Raw genomic sequence first — 15,959 nt, 5'->3', positions numbered from 1 at the left:
CGGTGATAGGAAAAGAAGTTGGTGCCCCCGGCCCGAATCGAACGGGCGGCCTACGGCTTAGGAGGCCGTTGCTCTATCCTGCTGAGCTACGAGGGCACTTATGATCGGCTGGCGGCAAACTTAGCACAGGCGCGGTGCCCTGCCAAGCCATGGCTAGTGCAGGGTCCCCTTGTCATGGCCCCCGCGCGGCGGGGCGGCCGGTGCGTTGGGCTTGTTCTGGCCTCTGCGGCGCACCTGCATCTCCAGATAAGCCGAGCTGAGCGGATAGGGCCCGGACATGAAGTGGCGGCAGGGGTAGACCTCGCAAGAGGCGGAGCAATAGTCGATCTTCTTGGCCACGGCGCATTGCAAGATGGGGCACACCGAGCCCATGAGCCGGAGCTGGGCAGCCAGCTTGGCCTGGGCCTGGGCCTCGGTGCCCGCGCCGCAGGGGCTGCACTTGCCTTCGCGCATGAGCCCGCACACCAGGCAGTTCAGGCCGCAGGCGCCGGTGCCTTGCGAGGATTGGCCGCTCATTTGGTAAGCCGGCTCACCAGCAGGTTGGTCAGGGCCCAGACCCCGTCCAGGGCCAGGTGATGGTGGGCGTGGGCGTCCAGCCCGACCACCGCGCGGGCCTCGAACTCCTCGTCCCCGCCCCAGAGCAGCACGTACAGGGGGATCATGGGCAGGCCTGGCAGCATCAGGCCCACGTCGCCGCCCTCGCAGGGAGTTGGCTTCAGGGGCGCGGCGGCCAAACGCAGCAGCTCCGGGTCCGCGCCGAAGCGCTCCTCCAGGGGGGCCTTGTTGATGGCGTGCGGCCCCTGGAAGAACATGGCCCCACCGGGAAGCTCGTGGGGGGTGATCATGCGCCCGGCCGGGGGCACCCCCAGGCTCTTGGCCAGGGTGCTCAGGATGACCAGGGCGACCTGGTAGGACAGGCGGCGCTCGGGGTCGTCAAGCAGGCTGATGCGCCGCGCCCCTGGCTCCACCCGGTAGGCCCGGCCAAAGAAAGGGATGACAAAGGCCTCGCCGTCCCAGGACGCTCCGGTGGCCTCGGCCGCCTGGGCCGGGGGCCGGGCCGCCAGGTCGTCCCAGGCCTGGGGCGGGAGATCCTCGGCCCAGCGAAAGAGCTGGTTGTCGTTGGGGTCGGTGGGGCGGTTGTCCTCCGGGCCGGCCATGACGCCTATTCTCCGCTTTCCATCTGCCCACGCTGGCGGCGGCGGTAGACCTTCATGCCTTTTTTCTTGGGCTCGCCCGCCCGGATGCGCGCGTAATACTCCAGATAGCGCGACACCGCCCGGCGCATCTCGCCCCGGGGCACCACTTCCTGGATGCCGCGAATGTCGCCGTAGTAATCGTCTTGGCGCAGGGTGTCGCCCGAGGAGTTCACCAGGCTGTCCGAGAGCACCATCTCCGGCTCCACCTCGAAGCCCCGCGCCTTCATCACCCGGGGGCCGGTGAAGATGACCAGGGCCCCGGGTTCGGCCAGGCACACATCGCCCAGGGCGGCGTAGGAGGCGATGGCCCCGCCGGTGGAGGGGTCGGCCAGGATGGAGATGAAGGGCACCCCCGCCCGCTTGAGGCGCTCCACCGCGGCCACGGTCTTGTACATCTGCATCAGGGCCACGATGCCCTCGTAGAGCCGGGCGCCGCCCGAGCAGCACACGCTGACCAGGGGCCACTTCTTGCGCAGACTGTACTCCACGGCCAGGCGGAACTTCTCGCCGAAGACCACGCCCATGGAGCCGCCGGCAAAGGCGAAGTCGCTCAAGGCCAATACGGCCGGGTAGCCGTAGATGGTGGCGTGGGCTGTGACCAGGGACTCGTTGAACGAGGAGCGCGTCTTCTGCTTCTTGAGGAACTCGCGGTAATAGTCGTGCAGATCCTCCTGAGGAAGGAGGTCCGAGACGTTCAAGTTTCGGAACAGCTCATGGAAGCTGCCCGGATCGGCCAGGGCGCTTATCCAGCCCGCCGCGTCAAGCACATGGCGCTTGCCGCACTGGGGACAGGTCTGGAAGTTCTTGAGGTAGTCCTCCAGGGGGATGAGGGCTCCACAGCCGTCCCCGGCCGCGCCCTCGGTCTCCTGGCCGCAGCGCACCAGGGGCTGGCCCGGCTCGATCACCGTGCCGTCGCCGTAGTTATCTTCCAGGTGGATGGTGGCCCCGCTGGGGTCGGAGATGATCTTGAGCTGGGCGGGCGGCTTGTAGAACTGCTTGAGGGGCCGCTCGATGAAGCGCTTGATCTCGAAGAACTTGCCCCGGTCGATCACCCCCAGCTCGTCGGCGGTCTCCAGCCGCTTATCCATGAGCTTGTCCAGGCGGCGGCGCATCAGGTCCTTGATGGTGCGCTCCAGATAGCCCTGAATGTGGTCGGCCAGGCCGTCGGCGTCCATCACGCTCTTGGTCTGAGGCACCAGGGTGTCCACCACGTTGAAGTGCTTCAGGTGCTTGGCCGTGGACTTGGATACCTGCAAGGCCTCGTCGATGCGGGCCGGGTCGCGGAAGATGATGGCGGCCACCGACTCCGGGGGCGCGGTGGCGTACATGGCGTCTTCCACCGCCGCGCGGCGGTCGGCCACCTGTAGGGCCAGGGCCCCGCCCGAGCCGCCCTCGCCCAAGACCAGGCTGATGGTGCGGATGGGCACGTTGAGGTAGGCCCGGATCAGATGGGCGATGAAGAACGCCTGCAAGCGCCGGGCGGAGTACATGGAGATGTCCGCGCCGTAGGTGTCCACGATGGACAGGAGCACCGCGTCCTCGTGGGGGCCGGTGTCGGTGAGCTTACGCAACAGGCCCAGCACCTGGGAGTGCTCGTCCGCGTTGAGCATCCCCCAGTTGAGCTTGCCCACGTCCTTGGCCGAGCGGAACTTCTCGGGCTTGGGCTTTTGCTGGGCCACCACCAGGATGCGCTTGTCGGCCAAATGGCCCTCGCCCAGGATCAGGTTGTCGCCCTCGGCCTGATAATCGCGGAAGTCGGCGAAGACCCGCTGGATGACATCGGAAGCCCGCGGCCGGAAGGGGTGGCGGGTTCGGTTCTTAAAGATGTCTATGAGTTGCAAACTGGCACTCTCCAGGCTCGGCGGCACGACTGGGGCAGAGGCGGCGCGCCCAGGCTCCGCCCATGTTTGCAACTAATCCTATTGAAGGGGGCGCGGAGTGTCAAGTTACCGGCCAGGCTGTAAAAACCTCGGCCAGGCCGGGCATGGGGGCCCCGCGAAAACACTTGCCAGGGAGCGGGCGCTCTGTTATAAATCGCACCTACTCCGACCGGCCCAGGCCGGGCGGGGAAATGTGGTGGCTATAGCTCAGTTTGGTTAGAGCGCCAGGTTGTGGCCCTGGAGGCCGTGGGTTCAAGTCCCACTAGCCACCCCACCCCAGAAAGAGACAAGCGGCCCAAACGGGCCGCTTTCGTTTTTTGGGCACCGACTCACCTACTCGCCCTTTTCCACCCAGGCATATGCCTCTTCGATGGTGCGGACCACCTTGCGCTTTTGGGGCAGCCGCCAGTTGCGGCTGGCAAACCTCCGAATCATGGCCGAGTCTTGCTCATTGCCCACCAGCAGGGCCGAGCGCCCCCCCACCCGCACCGGGTCCGCGCCCTGGATCAGGGCCAGCAACTCGTTGAGCTTTTCCAGGTCATATTCTTCCAGCCGGGCCAGGGAGGCCTCGCGAGCATTCCAGATGGTGTGCTTGGTCAGGCCGAACTGCTCCTTGGCGTAGCGATAGGCCTCCAAGATTTCCACCATATCCGGTTCGCCTTGCAGAGTGAAAATGATCAGGTTTTTCGCGGGATGATGCTGACAGGTGATGCTCATGGCTTCCTCATGCGCGGGCACGGGTTTGCATGAGCCTACCTAAAAAATAGCCTATTCCACAAGTATATCTTATTGGTTTTTAGGGCCCCGGCCTTGAAACCCGACAAATGATTAGAGCGCGAAGTACTTGACGATACTCTTGAATACCTGGAACTGGCTGATCCGGTTAGCCTGAATGGCGGCGATGGCCTGCTGGACGGCCTTGGGATCGTACTGCCCGATAACCTCCACGATCTCCTCTTCCGAAGGCGGCTGGGGCAGGAAGAGCTCCCTGATGTGTTCGATCAGTTTCTGGAGTTCCGGGGCACGGTTTTGGGTCTGCATAAACCTTCCGGCGGTCATGCCGCTTGAAAAGGGGGCCCACGTGGTTGAGCAAACTAAAGGGCGAAAGCCGCATGCCGCCCTGCGCCGGGGCTGGGCAGGCCGACCAAAATCCTCAGCTGCTGTTTTACGGGATGATTTTACCCGGTTTGAGAGCCGGGCTTCCACATCTGTCACGCCATCTTGCCCCATGGGACTTCTAGGTTGCAACCTCTTTGCGAGATCGCGTCCCCTTCTTGTCAATTTTTTACCGGTCTGCTAGCATCGGTTCTCGCTTTTGCCGTCCACTGCCCACCCGGCCCGTCCCGGGCGGAACACGGGAGCCCGGAGCCTTGACCGCACCCAACGCCGCATCCATGTGCCTGATCCACAACCCCCAGGCGGGGCGAGGCAAGGCGGGCCGCGCCACCGCGCGCCTGCAACAGGCCCTGGCCCAGGCCGGGCTGGAGCCCGAAATGCTGGGCACCCGGGGGCGGGGCCATGCCGAGGATCTGGCCCGCCAGGCGGTGGAGCGCGGCGTGGAAACGGTGATCGTGGTGGGCGGCGACGGGACCATGCACGAGGCGGCCCAGGCCCTGGCCCACAGCGATGCGGCCCTGGCCCCCCTGCCCTGCGGGCGCTGCAACGACTTCTGCCGGGCGCTGGGCGTAGGCCGCGACCCCGAGGGGCTGGTGAAAGCCTTGGCCGGAGGCGGCCGCCGGACGGTGGACCTGGCCCGGGTCAATGGCCGGGTGTATTGCACCGTGGGCGCGGTGGGCTTCGACGCGGTGGTGAGCCGCTACGTGGACACCATGAAGGCCCCCCTGTGGGGCACCCCGGCCTACCTCTACGCGGTGATGCGGATGATCACCCGCTACCAGCCGCCCCAGGCGACGGTGGTGTGGGACGACGGCGAATACCACGGCCCCCTGTTCCTGGTGGCCCTGGGCAACACCCCCTCCTACGGCAACAACATCCGGGTGACCCCCCACGCCGTGCCCGACGACGGCCTCTTGGACATCTGCCTGGTCACCCCGCTGAGCCTGCTCAAGGTAATGGCCGTGCTGCCCCTGGCCCTGCCGGGCAAGCACGGGCGCGTGGCCGAGGTCAGCTTCTTGCGCTCCAGCAAGATCGAGCTGAGCTTCGACCGGCCCATGGAGCTGTGGGCCGACGGCGAGCCGGTGACCGGCTCCCCCTTCAGCGTGGAGATATTGCCCGGCGCCCTCACCGTGGCCGGCGCCGCCTCCTAGCCCGCCCCGCCGGGGTGAATTTTCCGGGAACCCCCTTCCTGTCCCGCCGCCTCCCGGCGTAATATGATTCCCCACCCTAGGGAGGCATTGAACATGAAAAGCAAGATCATCACCGCTATGCTGGCCCTGTGCCTAACGCTGTTTGCCGGGGCCGCCCTGGCCGCGCCCCTGCGCCTGGCCGTGGTTACCAAGCCCGGCTCGGCCCAGAACCTCTGCGCCGAAAAGTTCATGGCCCTGCTGGAGCAGGCCGCGCCCGGCCGCTTCCAGGTGCGCTACTTCCACTCCGGGGCCATGGGCGACGAGACCCAGATCCTCCAACAGCTCAAGGCCGGCGGCCTGGAGCTCTGCGTGGTCACCACCGGGCCCTTCGACCAGATGGCCCCCCAGGTGCGGGCGGTGGAGTATCCCTTCCTGTTCGAAAACTTCGCCCAGGTAGACCAGGTGTTGCAGGGTCCGGCGGGCAAGAAGTTCCTGGCCTCCCTGGACGCCGTGGGCTTCCAGGGCCTGGCCTTCGCGGAGAACGGCTTCCGCAACCTGACCAACAACAAGCGGGCCGTGAAGAGCGCGGCCGACCTGAAGGGCCTGCGCATCCGGGTGATGGAGTCCGAGGCCCAGACCGCCCTGTGGAACGCCCTGGGCGCGGTGGCCGTGCCCCACCCCTGGCCCATCACCGGCCTGTTGGCCTCGGGCAAGGTGGACGGCCAGGAGAATCCGCTGAGCGTGATATGGAACTATCGCCTGGACAAGGTGCAGAAGTATCTCAGCCTGACCCGCCATGTTTACTCGGCTCACATCTGCGCGGCCAACCCGGCCTGGTTCCGCGGCCTGCCCGAGGCGGACCGCAAGCTGGTGGCCCGGTGCATGAGCCAGGCGGCGGCCTGGCAGCGTGACGACAACCGCAGCCGGGTGGCCGGCTATCTGGCGGACCTGACAAAGGCGGGCATGAACCTGTGCGACAAGCCGGACCGGGCTTCCTTCCAGAAGCTGGCCGCGCCCCTGGCTTCCTCGCCGCTGTTCGCCCATCCCCAGGCGGCGGCCATGCTCAAGTTGTTCCGGGAGGCGCTGGGCCGCTAAAAAACGCCCGGGCCGCGCGGGCCCGGCGGGGAGAGCCTGATCAAGCGCGAGACCAAATACCGCTCCCTGGTGGCCAGCTGCCTGGCCATCTTCATGCCCGGGGCCCTGGCCTTCGGCTTTCCCGGGGTCATGGCCTCCCATTGGCAGGAGGCCTTTGGGGCCAGCCGGGCCCAGATAGGCCAGATCATCTTTTTCATGCTGGCCGGGGTGGCCTTGATCACCTATCTGGCCGGGCGCTGGCAGGAGCGCTGGGGCCCCGGCCGGGTGGTGGTCCTGGGCTCGCTCCTGGGCGCGGGGTCCAACCTCCTGCTGATCTGGGCCCAGGGCATGACCGAGGTATATATCTGGGCCCTGGCCAACGGCATGTACGGCGGCTGCGTGATCATTCCCGCCTTGTCGGTGGCCCAGCGCTGGTTCGCGGCCAACAAGGGCTTGGCCGCCGGGCTGGTGAGCATGGTCTTCGGCCTGGGCGGCGCGGTGACCGCCCCCCTGTTCACCTGGGCCCTGGCCGAGGCCGGTTCGGCCCGGCTATGCCTGGCCGTGGCCGGGGTGGTGTTGGCCGGAGGGCTGGCCCTGGCTCCCCTGCTGCGCTTCCCCGCCGCGCCTCTCCCGGCTAGCGGCCCCGGCGGGACCGGGCCTTCCCCCGGAGTGGGGCAGGCGGTGCGCAGCATGTCTTTCTGGGCCCTTTGGCTCACCTGGGCCTTGGGCGGGGCGGCGGGCATCGCCATGATCACCCTGTCCACCACCTTCGGCCTTTCCCGAGGCCTGGACCTGGCCGGCGCGGTGATCATTCTGACCTGCTTCAATCTGACCAACGGCTTCAGCCGTCTGCTCAGCGGCTGGGTGTCGGACCACCTGGGGCGCAACCTGACCATGGCCGCGACCTTTTTGGCGGCCGGGATCGCTTTTTTCCTCTTGAACCAGTTCAGCGGACTGCCCGTCTGGGCCGGATTGGCCGCGGTGATCGGCTTCGCCTTTGGCACCCTGTTCTCGGTCAGCGTGCCCCTGACCGCCGACTGCTTCGGGCTGGAGCACTTCGGGGCGATCTTCGGACTGGTGTTCACCGCCTACGGCTTCGTGGCCGGGGCCCTGGGCCCCTGGCTGGCCGGGCATCTGCTGGATTTGAGCGGGGGAGACTTCGGCCTGGTGTTCGGCTATCTGGGCGGCTTCATGCTGGCCTCGGCCGGGCTGATCCTGCTGGTGCGCCCTCTCAAGGCCGAAGCCTAGGGGCGTAAACGCATTAGCTTTTGATTTGCGGGAACTCGCTGTCCTGCTGGGTGAAGACCAAGGCCGCGCCCTCCACCAGGGCGCGGGCCACCTTGGCCCTAGCCTCCTTGACCAGGCGCTGCACCGTGCCCCGGCTGATGCCCATGCGCTTGCCCGCCTCCTGCTGGGTCAGGCCCTCCATGTCGCAGAGCCGGAGCGCCTCCAGCTCGTCGGGGAACAGGCTGATCTGTTCGATGCTGTGCACCGGCACCCCGGCCGGGTGATAGGCCGAGCCGCAAAAGGTGCAGCCGCAGGAACGGGGTTTGCGGGGTCTGGCCATACTCTTTAATCCAAAACCATGTCAGCCGGGTCGTTGACCGGGCTCTGGCAGGCGTGGCCGGTGCAGACAAAGGCCGTGGCTCCGGTGCCCACCTGCTCCATTTCCAGGGCATAGGGAGCCAAAGCCCCCACCCGCGCCCCCTCGGCCCCGGCGTCCTTGAACAGCACCACCCGATGGGGCGCGAAGCCGCCCACTGCCTTGGCGATGAGCGCCTCGGTGGCCGCATCGCCGCGCTTGCCCACCACCACCACTTCCTGGCCCGGGCTCAGGGAAAAGTCCAGGGCGTTCATCAGGTGGGTGTAGGCCAGGGGCTGGCGGGACACCATCCCGGCGAAGGCCGCAAATATGCCCTCGGCCCGCTGCTCCAGCTCCACCGAGCCCACCAGGCGGCCCAGGCGCAGCAGGTTGTAGGCCATGGCCGAGTTGCCCGAGGGCAGCGCGCCGTCGTAGATCTCCTTGTCGCGGAAGATCAGTTCCTCGCCGCCCTCGGGGGTGTAGAAATAGCCGCCCTGCTCCGCGTCCTCGAACAGGCGGTGGGTCAGGTCGGACAGCTCCAGGGCCCGCTCCAAATGGCGGGTCTTTAGCCCGCTCTGGTGAAGCTCGATGAGCCCCCAGAGATAAAAGGCGTAGTCGTCCAGATATCCCTGTCCGGTGAGGTGGCCCTCCCGCCAGCGCCGGGCCAGGCGGCCGTTTTCATCGCGCAGCTCGGCCTCGATGAACTCCGCCGCGCGCTCGGCCGCCTCCAGATAGCGCGGCTCGTTCAGGGCCCGCGCGCCCAGGGCCAGGGCCGCGATCATCAGGCCGTTCCACGAGGTGATGACCTTGTCGTCCTTGAGCGGGTGGACCCGCTTCTCGCGCACCTGGAAGAGCAGCTCCCGCGCCTGGTCCAGCTTGGCGGCCAGCTCGCCGGGGGCCAGGCCCTCGGCCTCGGCCAGCTCCTCCAGGGAACGGGTCAGGTGCGGTATGGACAGGCCGTGCTCAAAGTTGCCGCCTTCGGTCACGTTGTAGGCCCGGCAGAACAGACCGCCCAGCTCGGGGCCGACGGCCTGGCGCACCTGCTCGGGGGTCCACACGTAGAACAGGCCTTCCTCGCCCTCGCTGTCCGCGTCCTCGGCCGAAAAGAAGCCCCCCTCGGGCGAGGTCATATCGCGCAGCACATAGGCGAACACCTCGCGGGCCGCGGTGGCGAAGCCTTCCTCGCCGGTGAGCTGGTGGGCCTCGCACAAGGCCATGGCCATGAGCGCCTGGTCGTAGAGCATCTTCTCGAAATGGGGCACCAGCCACTGGGCGTCCACGGAGTAGCGGTGGAAGCCCAGGCCCACCTGGTCGAAGATGCCGCCCCGCCACATGTGGTCCAGGGTGGTCTGCACCATGCTCAGCGCCTTGCCGCCGGGTGAGCGCTGGTGCCAACGCAACAGGAAGGTTAGGTGGTGCGGGCTGGGGAACTTGGGCGCGTTGCCGAAGCCGCCGTGCTTGGGGTCGTAGATGGAGCCCAGGCCCTCGGCCGCCTGGGCCAGGGTGGCCTCGCCCAGCTCGCCGGGCGCGGCTCCGGCCTGGCCCTTGAGCGCCGCGATGATCTGCTCGGAGGCGCCTAGCATCTTGGCCCGCTCCGGGCTCTTCCAGCGGCGCGAGAGCTCCTGCAATACCTGGATGAAGCCGGGCATGCCCTGGCGGGTGGTCTTGGGGAAGTAGGTGCCCGCGTAGAAAGGCTTGCCCTCCGGGGTGAGCCACACGCTCAGCGGCCAGCCCCCCCGGCCGGTGAGGGTCTGGCACACGGCCATGTACACCCCGTCCAGGTCGGGCCGCTCCTCGCGGTCCACCTTGATGGCCACGTAGTCGCGGTTGAGCAGCGCGGCCACCTCGGGGTCCTCGAAGGACTCGTGGGCCATGACATGGCACCAGTGGCAGGTGGCGTAGCCGATGGACAGGAAGATCGGTTTGTCCTCGGCCTTGGCCTGGGCCAGGGCGGCCTCGTCCCAGGGCTGCCAGTGAACCGGGTTGTCCGCGTGCTGCAAAAGATAGGGGCTTTTTTCCTGGGCCAGGCGGTTGGCCATGAGCGCTCGCTTTGCTGAGGCGTGGGGATCAGATAGGCGGCGGGCCGGGGCGCGGCCCGCCGAGCGGGGCCAAGAGGCTTACTCCTCTTCCTTGACCTCCTCCACCTTGCTCTTGTGCTTGTGGCCGCAGGCCGGGCAGGTGATCTCGATCTCGGCCTCGTCGCCGATGAACTTCTCGCGGAGCTTTTCCGGGCCCAGGAAGCTGACGTCGCCGCAGGCGCAGGCGGGGCACTCGGCATGAACCATGTATTTCCTCTTGGACATGACAACTCTCCTTGCGGGTTGGGCGGTTAGGCCGGGATCATTCGGCTTTCTAATTTATTGTACACATACCGGCCGAGCGGCCCAAGCACTTGGGCGGCCTTGACCGCCCCGGCCGGGCTAATGCATTCTGGGAACTAGGCATCGGCCCTTTGGGTCCGCAAGGAGGCTGGCGAGATGGCTTTGAAAATCATGCTCATGGGCCTGTTGGCCGGGGCGCTCCTGCTGGGCATGGCCCTGGCCGCCGGCGGCGAACCCTCAGCGCCCCCGCCCGAGGCCAAGGCCCTGTGGCTGCACATCACCAAGGCCTCGCCCTACACCACCTGGGGTTCCTGGTCCGATTACCAGGGCGTGCAGCGGGCCCGCTCGCCCCACGGCCCCCTGAACCGGGTGTTCGTGAACCAGGCGGGCCTGGATTCGAGCAAGCCACCGGTGGCCCACGGCACCATCGAGGTCAAGACGGTGGAAAGCGCGGCGGGCAAGCTCAAGGGACTGGTGGTGATGTACAAGGCCAAGGGCTACAACCCCAAGGCCGGGGACTGGTTCTGGGCCCGCTACGCCTCGGACGGCGAGGTGCTGGCCTCGGGCAAGCTGAACCACTGCATCCGCTGCCACTCGGTGCTGGCGGACAACGACTACATTATGGTGCACCACTTTCCCTAGGACACGCATATGAACCCCATGAATTTCATATACTTCCACCCCGCCTGGCAGGTGTGCTTCACCCTGGTGGGGCTCTACGCCGCCTGGCTGGGCCTTAAACGCCTGCGCTCGTTGCACCTGGGCCAGCAAGTGCCTTTTTCGCGCAAGCGCCACATGCTGCTGGGCAAGGCGTCCCTGGTGGGCATCATCCTGGGTTCCCTGGGCGGCATGATCATGGTCCGCTGGATGTTCCACGGCTGGCTGGTGTCCGGGGTCCACGCCTGGCTGGGGGTGGTGGTCATCATCCTGGCCCTGCTCGGCCTCATCCTGGGGCTCTATTTGGAGCGCCACCCAGGCGGAGCCAAAGGCCTGTCCCTGTTCCACGGCCTGGTCAACCTCGCGGTAATGGCCCTGTGCCTGGTGCAGTGGTATTTCGGCGATCACTTCCTGGACCATCTGGTGGGGGATTAGGCCCGCGCGCCTCGTTGACAGCCGGAGCGCCCCGCCCTAGACTCTCCTTAAACTCGTACCCCCTCTTTGCCACGGAAGCGGCGTTCTAATGCCCTTGATGATGTCCACGGCCAACCTGATCACCCTGCTGCGCCTGCCCCTGCTCATCCTGGTGGTGATCCTGCTCTATTTGCCCGGGGCCACGCCCTCCTTTATGGCCCTGTTCCTGCTGCCCGTGCTCTACCTCATGGACTGGCTGGACGGCTACGTGGCCCGCTTCAAGGACGAGGTCACCGACCTGGGCAGCGTCTTGGACATCGCGGTGGACCGGGTGGTGGAAAACGTCCTGTGGATCGTGTTCGTGCACCTGGGCGCGGTGCCCCTGTGGGTGGGCCTGGTGTTCATCATCCGCAGCTTCCTGGTGGACGGCCTCCGGGAGTTCGCCCTGGTCAAGGGCTACAGCGCCTTCGGCATGATGAGCTCGCCCCTGGGCAAATTCCTGGTGGCCGGGCGCTTCATGCGCGGGTTCTACGGCCTGGCCAAGGGCCTGGCCTTCGGCGGCCTCGCCCTGTGCCAGGCGCTCACCGCCCTGGGTCCCGAGGCGGTGAGCCAAATGTCTTTGTTCTTCTGGCTTACTCCCATTCTGGTATATTTGTCCGTGTTCCTTTGCATCGTGCGGGGCGTTCCGGTGCTGCTGGATATTCGCGGCATCATGGAGCAGTCCCCGCCCTCTCCCAAGGAGTAGGACGCGGCTTGATGGGTCAGCCCGCCGCCATATTCGACGTGGACCGCACTCTGGTGGTGCCCACCTCCATGGAAAAGGTGTTCGTGCCTTTTCTCATCCGGCGGCGTTATCTGCGCGCCCCGGACCTGGCCCGCTATCTGATCTACTGGGCCAAGGGCCTGGGCCACGACCACCCGGCCCAAAACAAGGCCCATCTCCAGGGCAAGGACCCCGGCGAGTTGGAGCGCCTGGCCGCCGAGTGCTTCCGCGACGAGATCATGCCCCGCATCAGCGACCAGGGCCGCCGCCAGGTGGCCAACCATAGGGCCCAGGGCCATTTGGTGGTGCTCTTGTCCGGCACCTTGGAGCCCCTGGCCGACCAGTTGAAAGAGGAGCTGGACGCGGACCTGGCCTTGGCCGCCAGGCTGGAGGTCAAGGGAGGCATGTTCTCCGGCGAGCTGGACGGGCAGCGCCCCTATGGCCAGGAAAAGGCCCGCCTGGTGCGCGAGCTGTGCCGCACCCACGGCATCGACCTGAAAAGCTCCTATGCCTACGGCGACCACCACTCGGACTACCCCCTGCTCTCCATGGTGGGCCACCCCCACGCGGTCAACCCGGACCACGGCTTGCGCGTCAAAGCTAAAGAGCGCGGCTGGCCTATTCTTCACTTTTAAGCTAAGCAGCTTCATCAGAACCAACAGATTTAGCCGCCGCGCCTCGCGATGACGGCTATTGCTTTATTCGGCTATATATCGAGGCCAGCGAGATCCGCCGAAGATTGGGCTGACTCGCCGTCTGGCCAAGCCTGCCAGGTTTGCCTAGGCCCGCCCCCTGGGCTATATTGCACTTACACTCAGGCGGGAGGCGGCCATGCAGGCGCCCAACAACATGCGGCAGTTCCTGGACGACCTGGAAAAGCGGGGCGAGCTCAAACGCATCAGCGAGGAAGTGGACCCCTACCTGGAGGTCACCGCCCTGGCCGACCCGGTGATGAAGGCCACGGGACCGGCCCTGCTTTTTGAAAAGGTCAAGGACGCCTCTTGCCCCCTGGGCATCAACCTCTTCGGCTCGCGCCGCCGCATGGCCCTGGCCCTGGGGGTGGAGGACCTGGAAGAGATCGCCTCGCGCCTACGGGGCCTGTTGGAGCTGGAGCTGCCCCAAGGCGGCCTGGTGGCCAAGCTGATGAGCGTGTTGCCCAAGCTCAAGGAGCTCAAGGCCTTCGCGCCCAAGCAAGTGAAGGAGGCCCCCTGCCAGGAGGTGGTGCTCAGCGGCGAAGACGCCAGCCTGGATCTGTTGCCCATCCTCACCTGCTGGCCCGACGACGCCGGGCCCTTCATCACCCTGCCCCAGGTCATCACCGCCGATCCCGACACCGGCAAGCACAACGTGGGCATGTACCGCCTCCAGCGCTTCGACGCGCACACCACGGGCATGCACTGGCACCGCCACAAGGGCGGCGCGGCTCACTATGACCGGGCTCGGGAGCTGGGGCAAAAATTGCCCGTGGCCGTGGCCATCGGCGGGCCGCCGGCCTCCACCTACGCGGCCTGCGCGCCCCTGCCCGAAAACCTGCCCGAGTACATGTTTACGGGCTTCTTGATGCGCCGCCCCCTGGAGGTGGTCAAGGCCCAGACCAGCGATCTCATGGTCCCGGCCCAGGCCGAGGTGATCCTGGAAGGCTACGTGGACCCGGCCGAGGCGCTGCGCACCGAAGGCCCCTTCGGCGACCACACCGGCTATTACTCCCTGGCCGACGAATACCCGGTGTTCCACATCACCACCATCACCCATCGCAAGGACTTCCTCTATCCCACCACCATCGTGGGCATCCCGCCCATGGAGGACTACTACCTGGGCATGGCCACCGAGCGCCTGTTCCTGCCGCTCATCCAGACGGTGCTGCCCGAGGTGGTGGACTATCACATGCCCGCCGAAGGGGTGTTCCACAACCTGGTGTTCGTGGCCATCGACAAGAAGCACCCCGGCCAGGCCTACAAGGTGATGAACGCCCTGTGGGGACAAGGGCAGATGATGTTCGCCAAGCTCATCGTGGTAGTGGACGGCGACGTGGATGTGCAGGATCCGCAGCGCGCCTGGTGGGAGGCGCTCAACCACATCGACCCCCAGCGCGACGTGCTCTTCACCCGGGGCCCGGCCGACGCCCTGGACCATGCGGCCCAGCTGCCTTTCCTGCACTCCAAGATGGGCATCGACGGCACCAAGAAGCTGCCCGGCGAGGGCTTCACCCGCCCCTGGCCAGACCGCATCGAGATGACCCCCTCGGTGCAGCAGGCGGCGCTCAAGCAGCTCCAGGGCTGGGGCCTGTTGCCCCCGGAGAAATGATGCCCGCCTCGGCTTTGGGCGCACGGCTCCGGGACTTCGGCGAGCTGGTCAAATTCAGCCACACCGTATTCCTGTTCCCCTTTGCCCTCAGCGCCCTGGTGCTGGCCGCCTCGGTGCGGCCGGTCACTTTTGGCGTGGTGTTCTGGGTGGTGGTGGCCCTGGTGGCCGCCCGCAGCGCGGCCATGATCATGAACCGCATCGCCGACCGCCGCTGGGACGCCCTGAACCCGCGCACCGCCGGACGCCCCCTGGTCACCGGCAAGGTGAGCATCGCCCTGGCCTGGGCCTGGCTGGCCCTGGCCTGCGGCCTGTTGGTCCTGGCCGCGTGGATGCTCAACCCGCTGTGCCTCAAGCTCTCGCCCGTGGCCCTGGCCTGGGTGCTGGGCTACAGCTTCACCAAGCGCTACACCTGGCTGTGCCACCTCTGGCTGGGCGTGGCCACGGCCCTGGCCCCCCTGGGCGCCTGGATCGCGGTGACCGGCGCCTGGGACTGGCGGGCCCTGCTGCTGGCCGGGGCGGTCACCCTGTGGGTGGCCGGCTTCGACGTGATCTACGCCTGCCAGGACATCGCCTTTGACCGCGAGCACGCGCTCAAGTCTTTGCCCGCCCACCTGGGCCTGAAAAACGCCCTATGGGTAAGCCGGGCCATGCACGCCCTGGCCGGGCTGGGCTTCCTGCTCCTGTGGCCCCTGTTCGATCTGGGCCCCTGGTATCTGGCCGGGGCGCTCATCGTGTGCCTGGCCCTGGTGGTGGAGCAGACCCTGGTGGCCATAAAACAGGCCAACATCCCCATGGCCTTTTTCACGGTCAACGGCTTCATCTCCATTGCCTACTTTTTGTTCCTAGCCATGGACCGGCTGTCATGACTCAGCTCGAGGTGGACCTGAAATATCTGGGCGTGCTGGACAAGGCCCTGCAAATCACCGAGGAGCTGGGGCCCGAGGCGGCGGCGCGCTACGTGCGCTCCTCCTACCGCCTGCTCTCCAAGGTCTATCACCCGGACCTGCACCAGCAGAACAAACAGGCCGCCGAGGAAGGCCAGCGCCGCCTCAACGCCGTCAAGGAGCGGTTGGATATGACCAGCGACCGCGAGCTGTGCGATTTTCTCAAAAGCGCCGCCCGGCCCCGCACCGGCCACCCGCGCGTCATGGTGGTGGAGGACGAGGAGGGCCTGGCTCAGAACCTGGCCGATCTGTTGGCCCTGGAAGGCTACCACGTGGCCACCGCGCCCGACGGCCTGGCCGGGCTGCGCACCCACCTCACCTTCCGGCCCGAGCTGGTGATCAGCGACATACTCATGCCCATAATGGACGGGGTGGAGATGGTGCGCACCCTTAGGGAGCGCGACCCCGGCCTTAAGGTGATCTTCATCTCCGGCTTCTTCGGCACCCGCTCCATCCAGAACGGGCTGATGCAGGAGATCGAAGATTTCGGCTACCCCCGCCTGGCCAAGCCCTTTAGGCCCAGCCAGCTTTTGGAGCTGGTGCGCCGGGCATTGGGATAGCGCCTCAACCAGGAGCAA

18 protein-coding genes and 2 tRNA genes are annotated in these 15,959 nt (G+C 66.8%); 11 read left to right on the top strand and 9 right to left on the bottom strand.

Annotated features, from left to right (window positions below; all coding sequences use genetic code 11):
• Window positions 1-19: 19 nt before the first annotated feature.
• The 4 genes from KQH53_16820 to KQH53_16805 all read right to left on the bottom strand — a co-directional run bounded on the left by KQH53_16820 (window position 20) and on the right by KQH53_16805 (window position 3,037).
• Window positions 20-96: transfer RNA gene (locus KQH53_16820), tRNA-Arg, on the bottom strand.
• 57 nt (window positions 97-153) lie between these two features.
• A complete protein-coding gene (locus tag KQH53_16815) occupies window positions 154-516 on the bottom strand; it encodes a DUF3795 domain-containing protein (GenBank protein MCB2228344.1) in 363 nt (120 codons plus the stop codon).
• Window positions 513-1,157 (bottom strand): DUF3786 domain-containing protein, encoded by a 645-nt coding sequence (locus KQH53_16810; protein MCB2228343.1) that lies wholly within the window; start codon window positions 1,155-1,157, stop codon window positions 513-515. The genes KQH53_16815 and KQH53_16810 overlap by 4 nt, the downstream gene beginning before the upstream one ends.
• Before the next feature lie 5 nt (window positions 1,158-1,162).
• A complete protein-coding gene (locus tag KQH53_16805; GenBank protein ID MCB2228342.1) occupies window positions 1,163-3,037 on the bottom strand; it encodes an acetyl-CoA carboxylase carboxyl transferase subunit alpha/beta in 1,875 nt (624 codons plus the stop codon).
• A 235-nt stretch (window positions 3,038-3,272) separates the two neighbouring features.
• Here KQH53_16805 and KQH53_16800 point away from each other — a divergent pair.
• Window positions 3,273-3,350: transfer RNA gene (locus KQH53_16800), tRNA-His, on the top strand.
• A gap of 59 nt (window positions 3,351-3,409) precedes the next feature.
• Here the strand turns inward: KQH53_16800 and KQH53_16795 are convergent.
• Both KQH53_16795 and KQH53_16790 read right to left on the bottom strand, forming a co-directional pair.
• Window positions 3,410-3,793, bottom strand: a complete 384-nt coding sequence (locus KQH53_16795; GenBank protein MCB2228341.1) for a hypothetical protein — start codon at window positions 3,791-3,793, stop codon at window positions 3,410-3,412.
• Window positions 3,794-3,904: 111 nt separating this feature from the next.
• Window positions 3,905-4,117 carry a hypothetical protein gene (locus KQH53_16790; protein MCB2228340.1) on the bottom strand — a complete coding sequence of 71 codons (213 nt, stop codon included), beginning with the start codon at window positions 4,115-4,117 and terminating at the stop codon, window positions 3,905-3,907.
• Between the two features lie 329 nt (window positions 4,118-4,446).
• Here KQH53_16790 and KQH53_16785 point away from each other — a divergent pair, with 329 nt between their 5' ends.
• From KQH53_16785 to KQH53_16775, 3 genes are all read left to right on the top strand, one after another.
• Window positions 4,447-5,343 (top strand): diacylglycerol kinase family lipid kinase, encoded by an 897-nt coding sequence (locus KQH53_16785; GenBank protein MCB2228339.1) that lies wholly within the window; start codon window positions 4,447-4,449, stop codon window positions 5,341-5,343.
• A gap of 93 nt (window positions 5,344-5,436) precedes the next feature.
• On the top strand, window positions 5,437-6,417 hold the full coding sequence (locus KQH53_16780; GenBank protein MCB2228338.1) for a DctP family TRAP transporter solute-binding subunit: 981 nt from the start codon (window positions 5,437-5,439) through the stop codon (window positions 6,415-6,417).
• Between the two features lie 69 nt (window positions 6,418-6,486).
• The gene (locus KQH53_16775) at window positions 6,487-7,644 is read left to right on the top strand and encodes an MFS transporter (GenBank protein MCB2228337.1); all 1,158 of its coding nucleotides are present in this window, start codon (window positions 6,487-6,489) and stop codon (window positions 7,642-7,644) included.
• Between the two features lie 13 nt (window positions 7,645-7,657).
• On the opposite strand, the gene KQH53_16770 is transcribed toward KQH53_16775, so the two are convergent.
• The 3 genes from KQH53_16770 to KQH53_16760 all read right to left on the bottom strand — a co-directional run bounded on the left by KQH53_16770 (window position 7,658) and on the right by KQH53_16760 (window position 10,281).
• Window positions 7,658-7,963, bottom strand: coding sequence for a DUF134 domain-containing protein (locus KQH53_16770; GenBank protein MCB2228336.1), 306 nt, complete (start codon window positions 7,961-7,963; stop codon window positions 7,658-7,660).
• Window positions 7,964-7,968: 5 nt separating this feature from the next.
• Window positions 7,969-10,017: a thioredoxin domain-containing protein gene (locus KQH53_16765; protein ID MCB2228335.1), complete on the bottom strand. Its 2,049-nt coding sequence runs from the start codon at window positions 10,015-10,017 to the stop codon at window positions 7,969-7,971.
• A 78-nt stretch (window positions 10,018-10,095) separates the two neighbouring features.
• Window positions 10,096-10,281 (bottom strand): hypothetical protein, encoded by a 186-nt coding sequence (locus KQH53_16760; protein MCB2228334.1) that lies wholly within the window; start codon window positions 10,279-10,281, stop codon window positions 10,096-10,098.
• 174 nt (window positions 10,282-10,455) lie between these two features.
• On the opposite strand from KQH53_16760, the gene KQH53_16755 reads away from it, so the two are divergent.
• The 7 genes from KQH53_16755 (at window position 10,456) to KQH53_16725 (ending at window position 15,941) form a co-directional block, all read left to right on the top strand.
• A complete protein-coding gene (locus KQH53_16755; GenBank protein MCB2228333.1) occupies window positions 10,456-10,941 on the top strand; it encodes a cytochrome P460 family protein in 486 nt (161 codons plus the stop codon).
• 9 nt (window positions 10,942-10,950) lie between these two features.
• A complete protein-coding gene (locus tag KQH53_16750; GenBank protein MCB2228332.1) occupies window positions 10,951-11,391 on the top strand; it encodes a hypothetical protein in 441 nt (146 codons plus the stop codon).
• 88 nt (window positions 11,392-11,479) lie between these two features.
• The gene (locus KQH53_16745; GenBank protein MCB2228331.1) at window positions 11,480-12,115 is read left to right on the top strand and encodes a CDP-alcohol phosphatidyltransferase family protein; all 636 of its coding nucleotides are present in this window, start codon (window positions 11,480-11,482) and stop codon (window positions 12,113-12,115) included.
• 11 nt (window positions 12,116-12,126) lie between these two features.
• Window positions 12,127-12,768 (top strand): HAD-IB family hydrolase, encoded by a 642-nt coding sequence (locus tag KQH53_16740; protein ID MCB2228330.1) that lies wholly within the window; start codon window positions 12,127-12,129, stop codon window positions 12,766-12,768.
• Window positions 12,769-12,964: 196 nt separating this feature from the next.
• Window positions 12,965-14,437, top strand: coding sequence for a menaquinone biosynthesis decarboxylase (locus KQH53_16735; GenBank protein ID MCB2228329.1), 1,473 nt, complete (start codon window positions 12,965-12,967; stop codon window positions 14,435-14,437).
• Window positions 14,437-15,303: a putative 4-hydroxybenzoate polyprenyltransferase gene (gene ubiA, locus KQH53_16730; protein MCB2228328.1), complete on the top strand. Its 867-nt coding sequence runs from the start codon at window positions 14,437-14,439 to the stop codon at window positions 15,301-15,303. Before KQH53_16735 ends, ubiA begins: the two co-directional genes overlap by 1 nt.
• Window positions 15,300-15,941: a response regulator gene (locus tag KQH53_16725; protein ID MCB2228327.1), complete on the top strand. Its 642-nt coding sequence runs from the start codon at window positions 15,300-15,302 to the stop codon at window positions 15,939-15,941. Before ubiA ends, KQH53_16725 begins: the two co-directional genes overlap by 4 nt.
• Window positions 15,942-15,959: the final 18 nt, after the last annotated feature.

The organism is Desulfarculaceae bacterium, from assembly GCA_020444545.1.
Classification (GTDB): domain Bacteria; phylum Desulfobacterota; class Desulfarculia; order Desulfarculales; family Desulfarculaceae; genus Desulfoferula.
The sequence above is the reverse complement of the archived record's forward strand: the minus strand, read 5'-3'. Positions and strand labels throughout refer to the sequence as shown.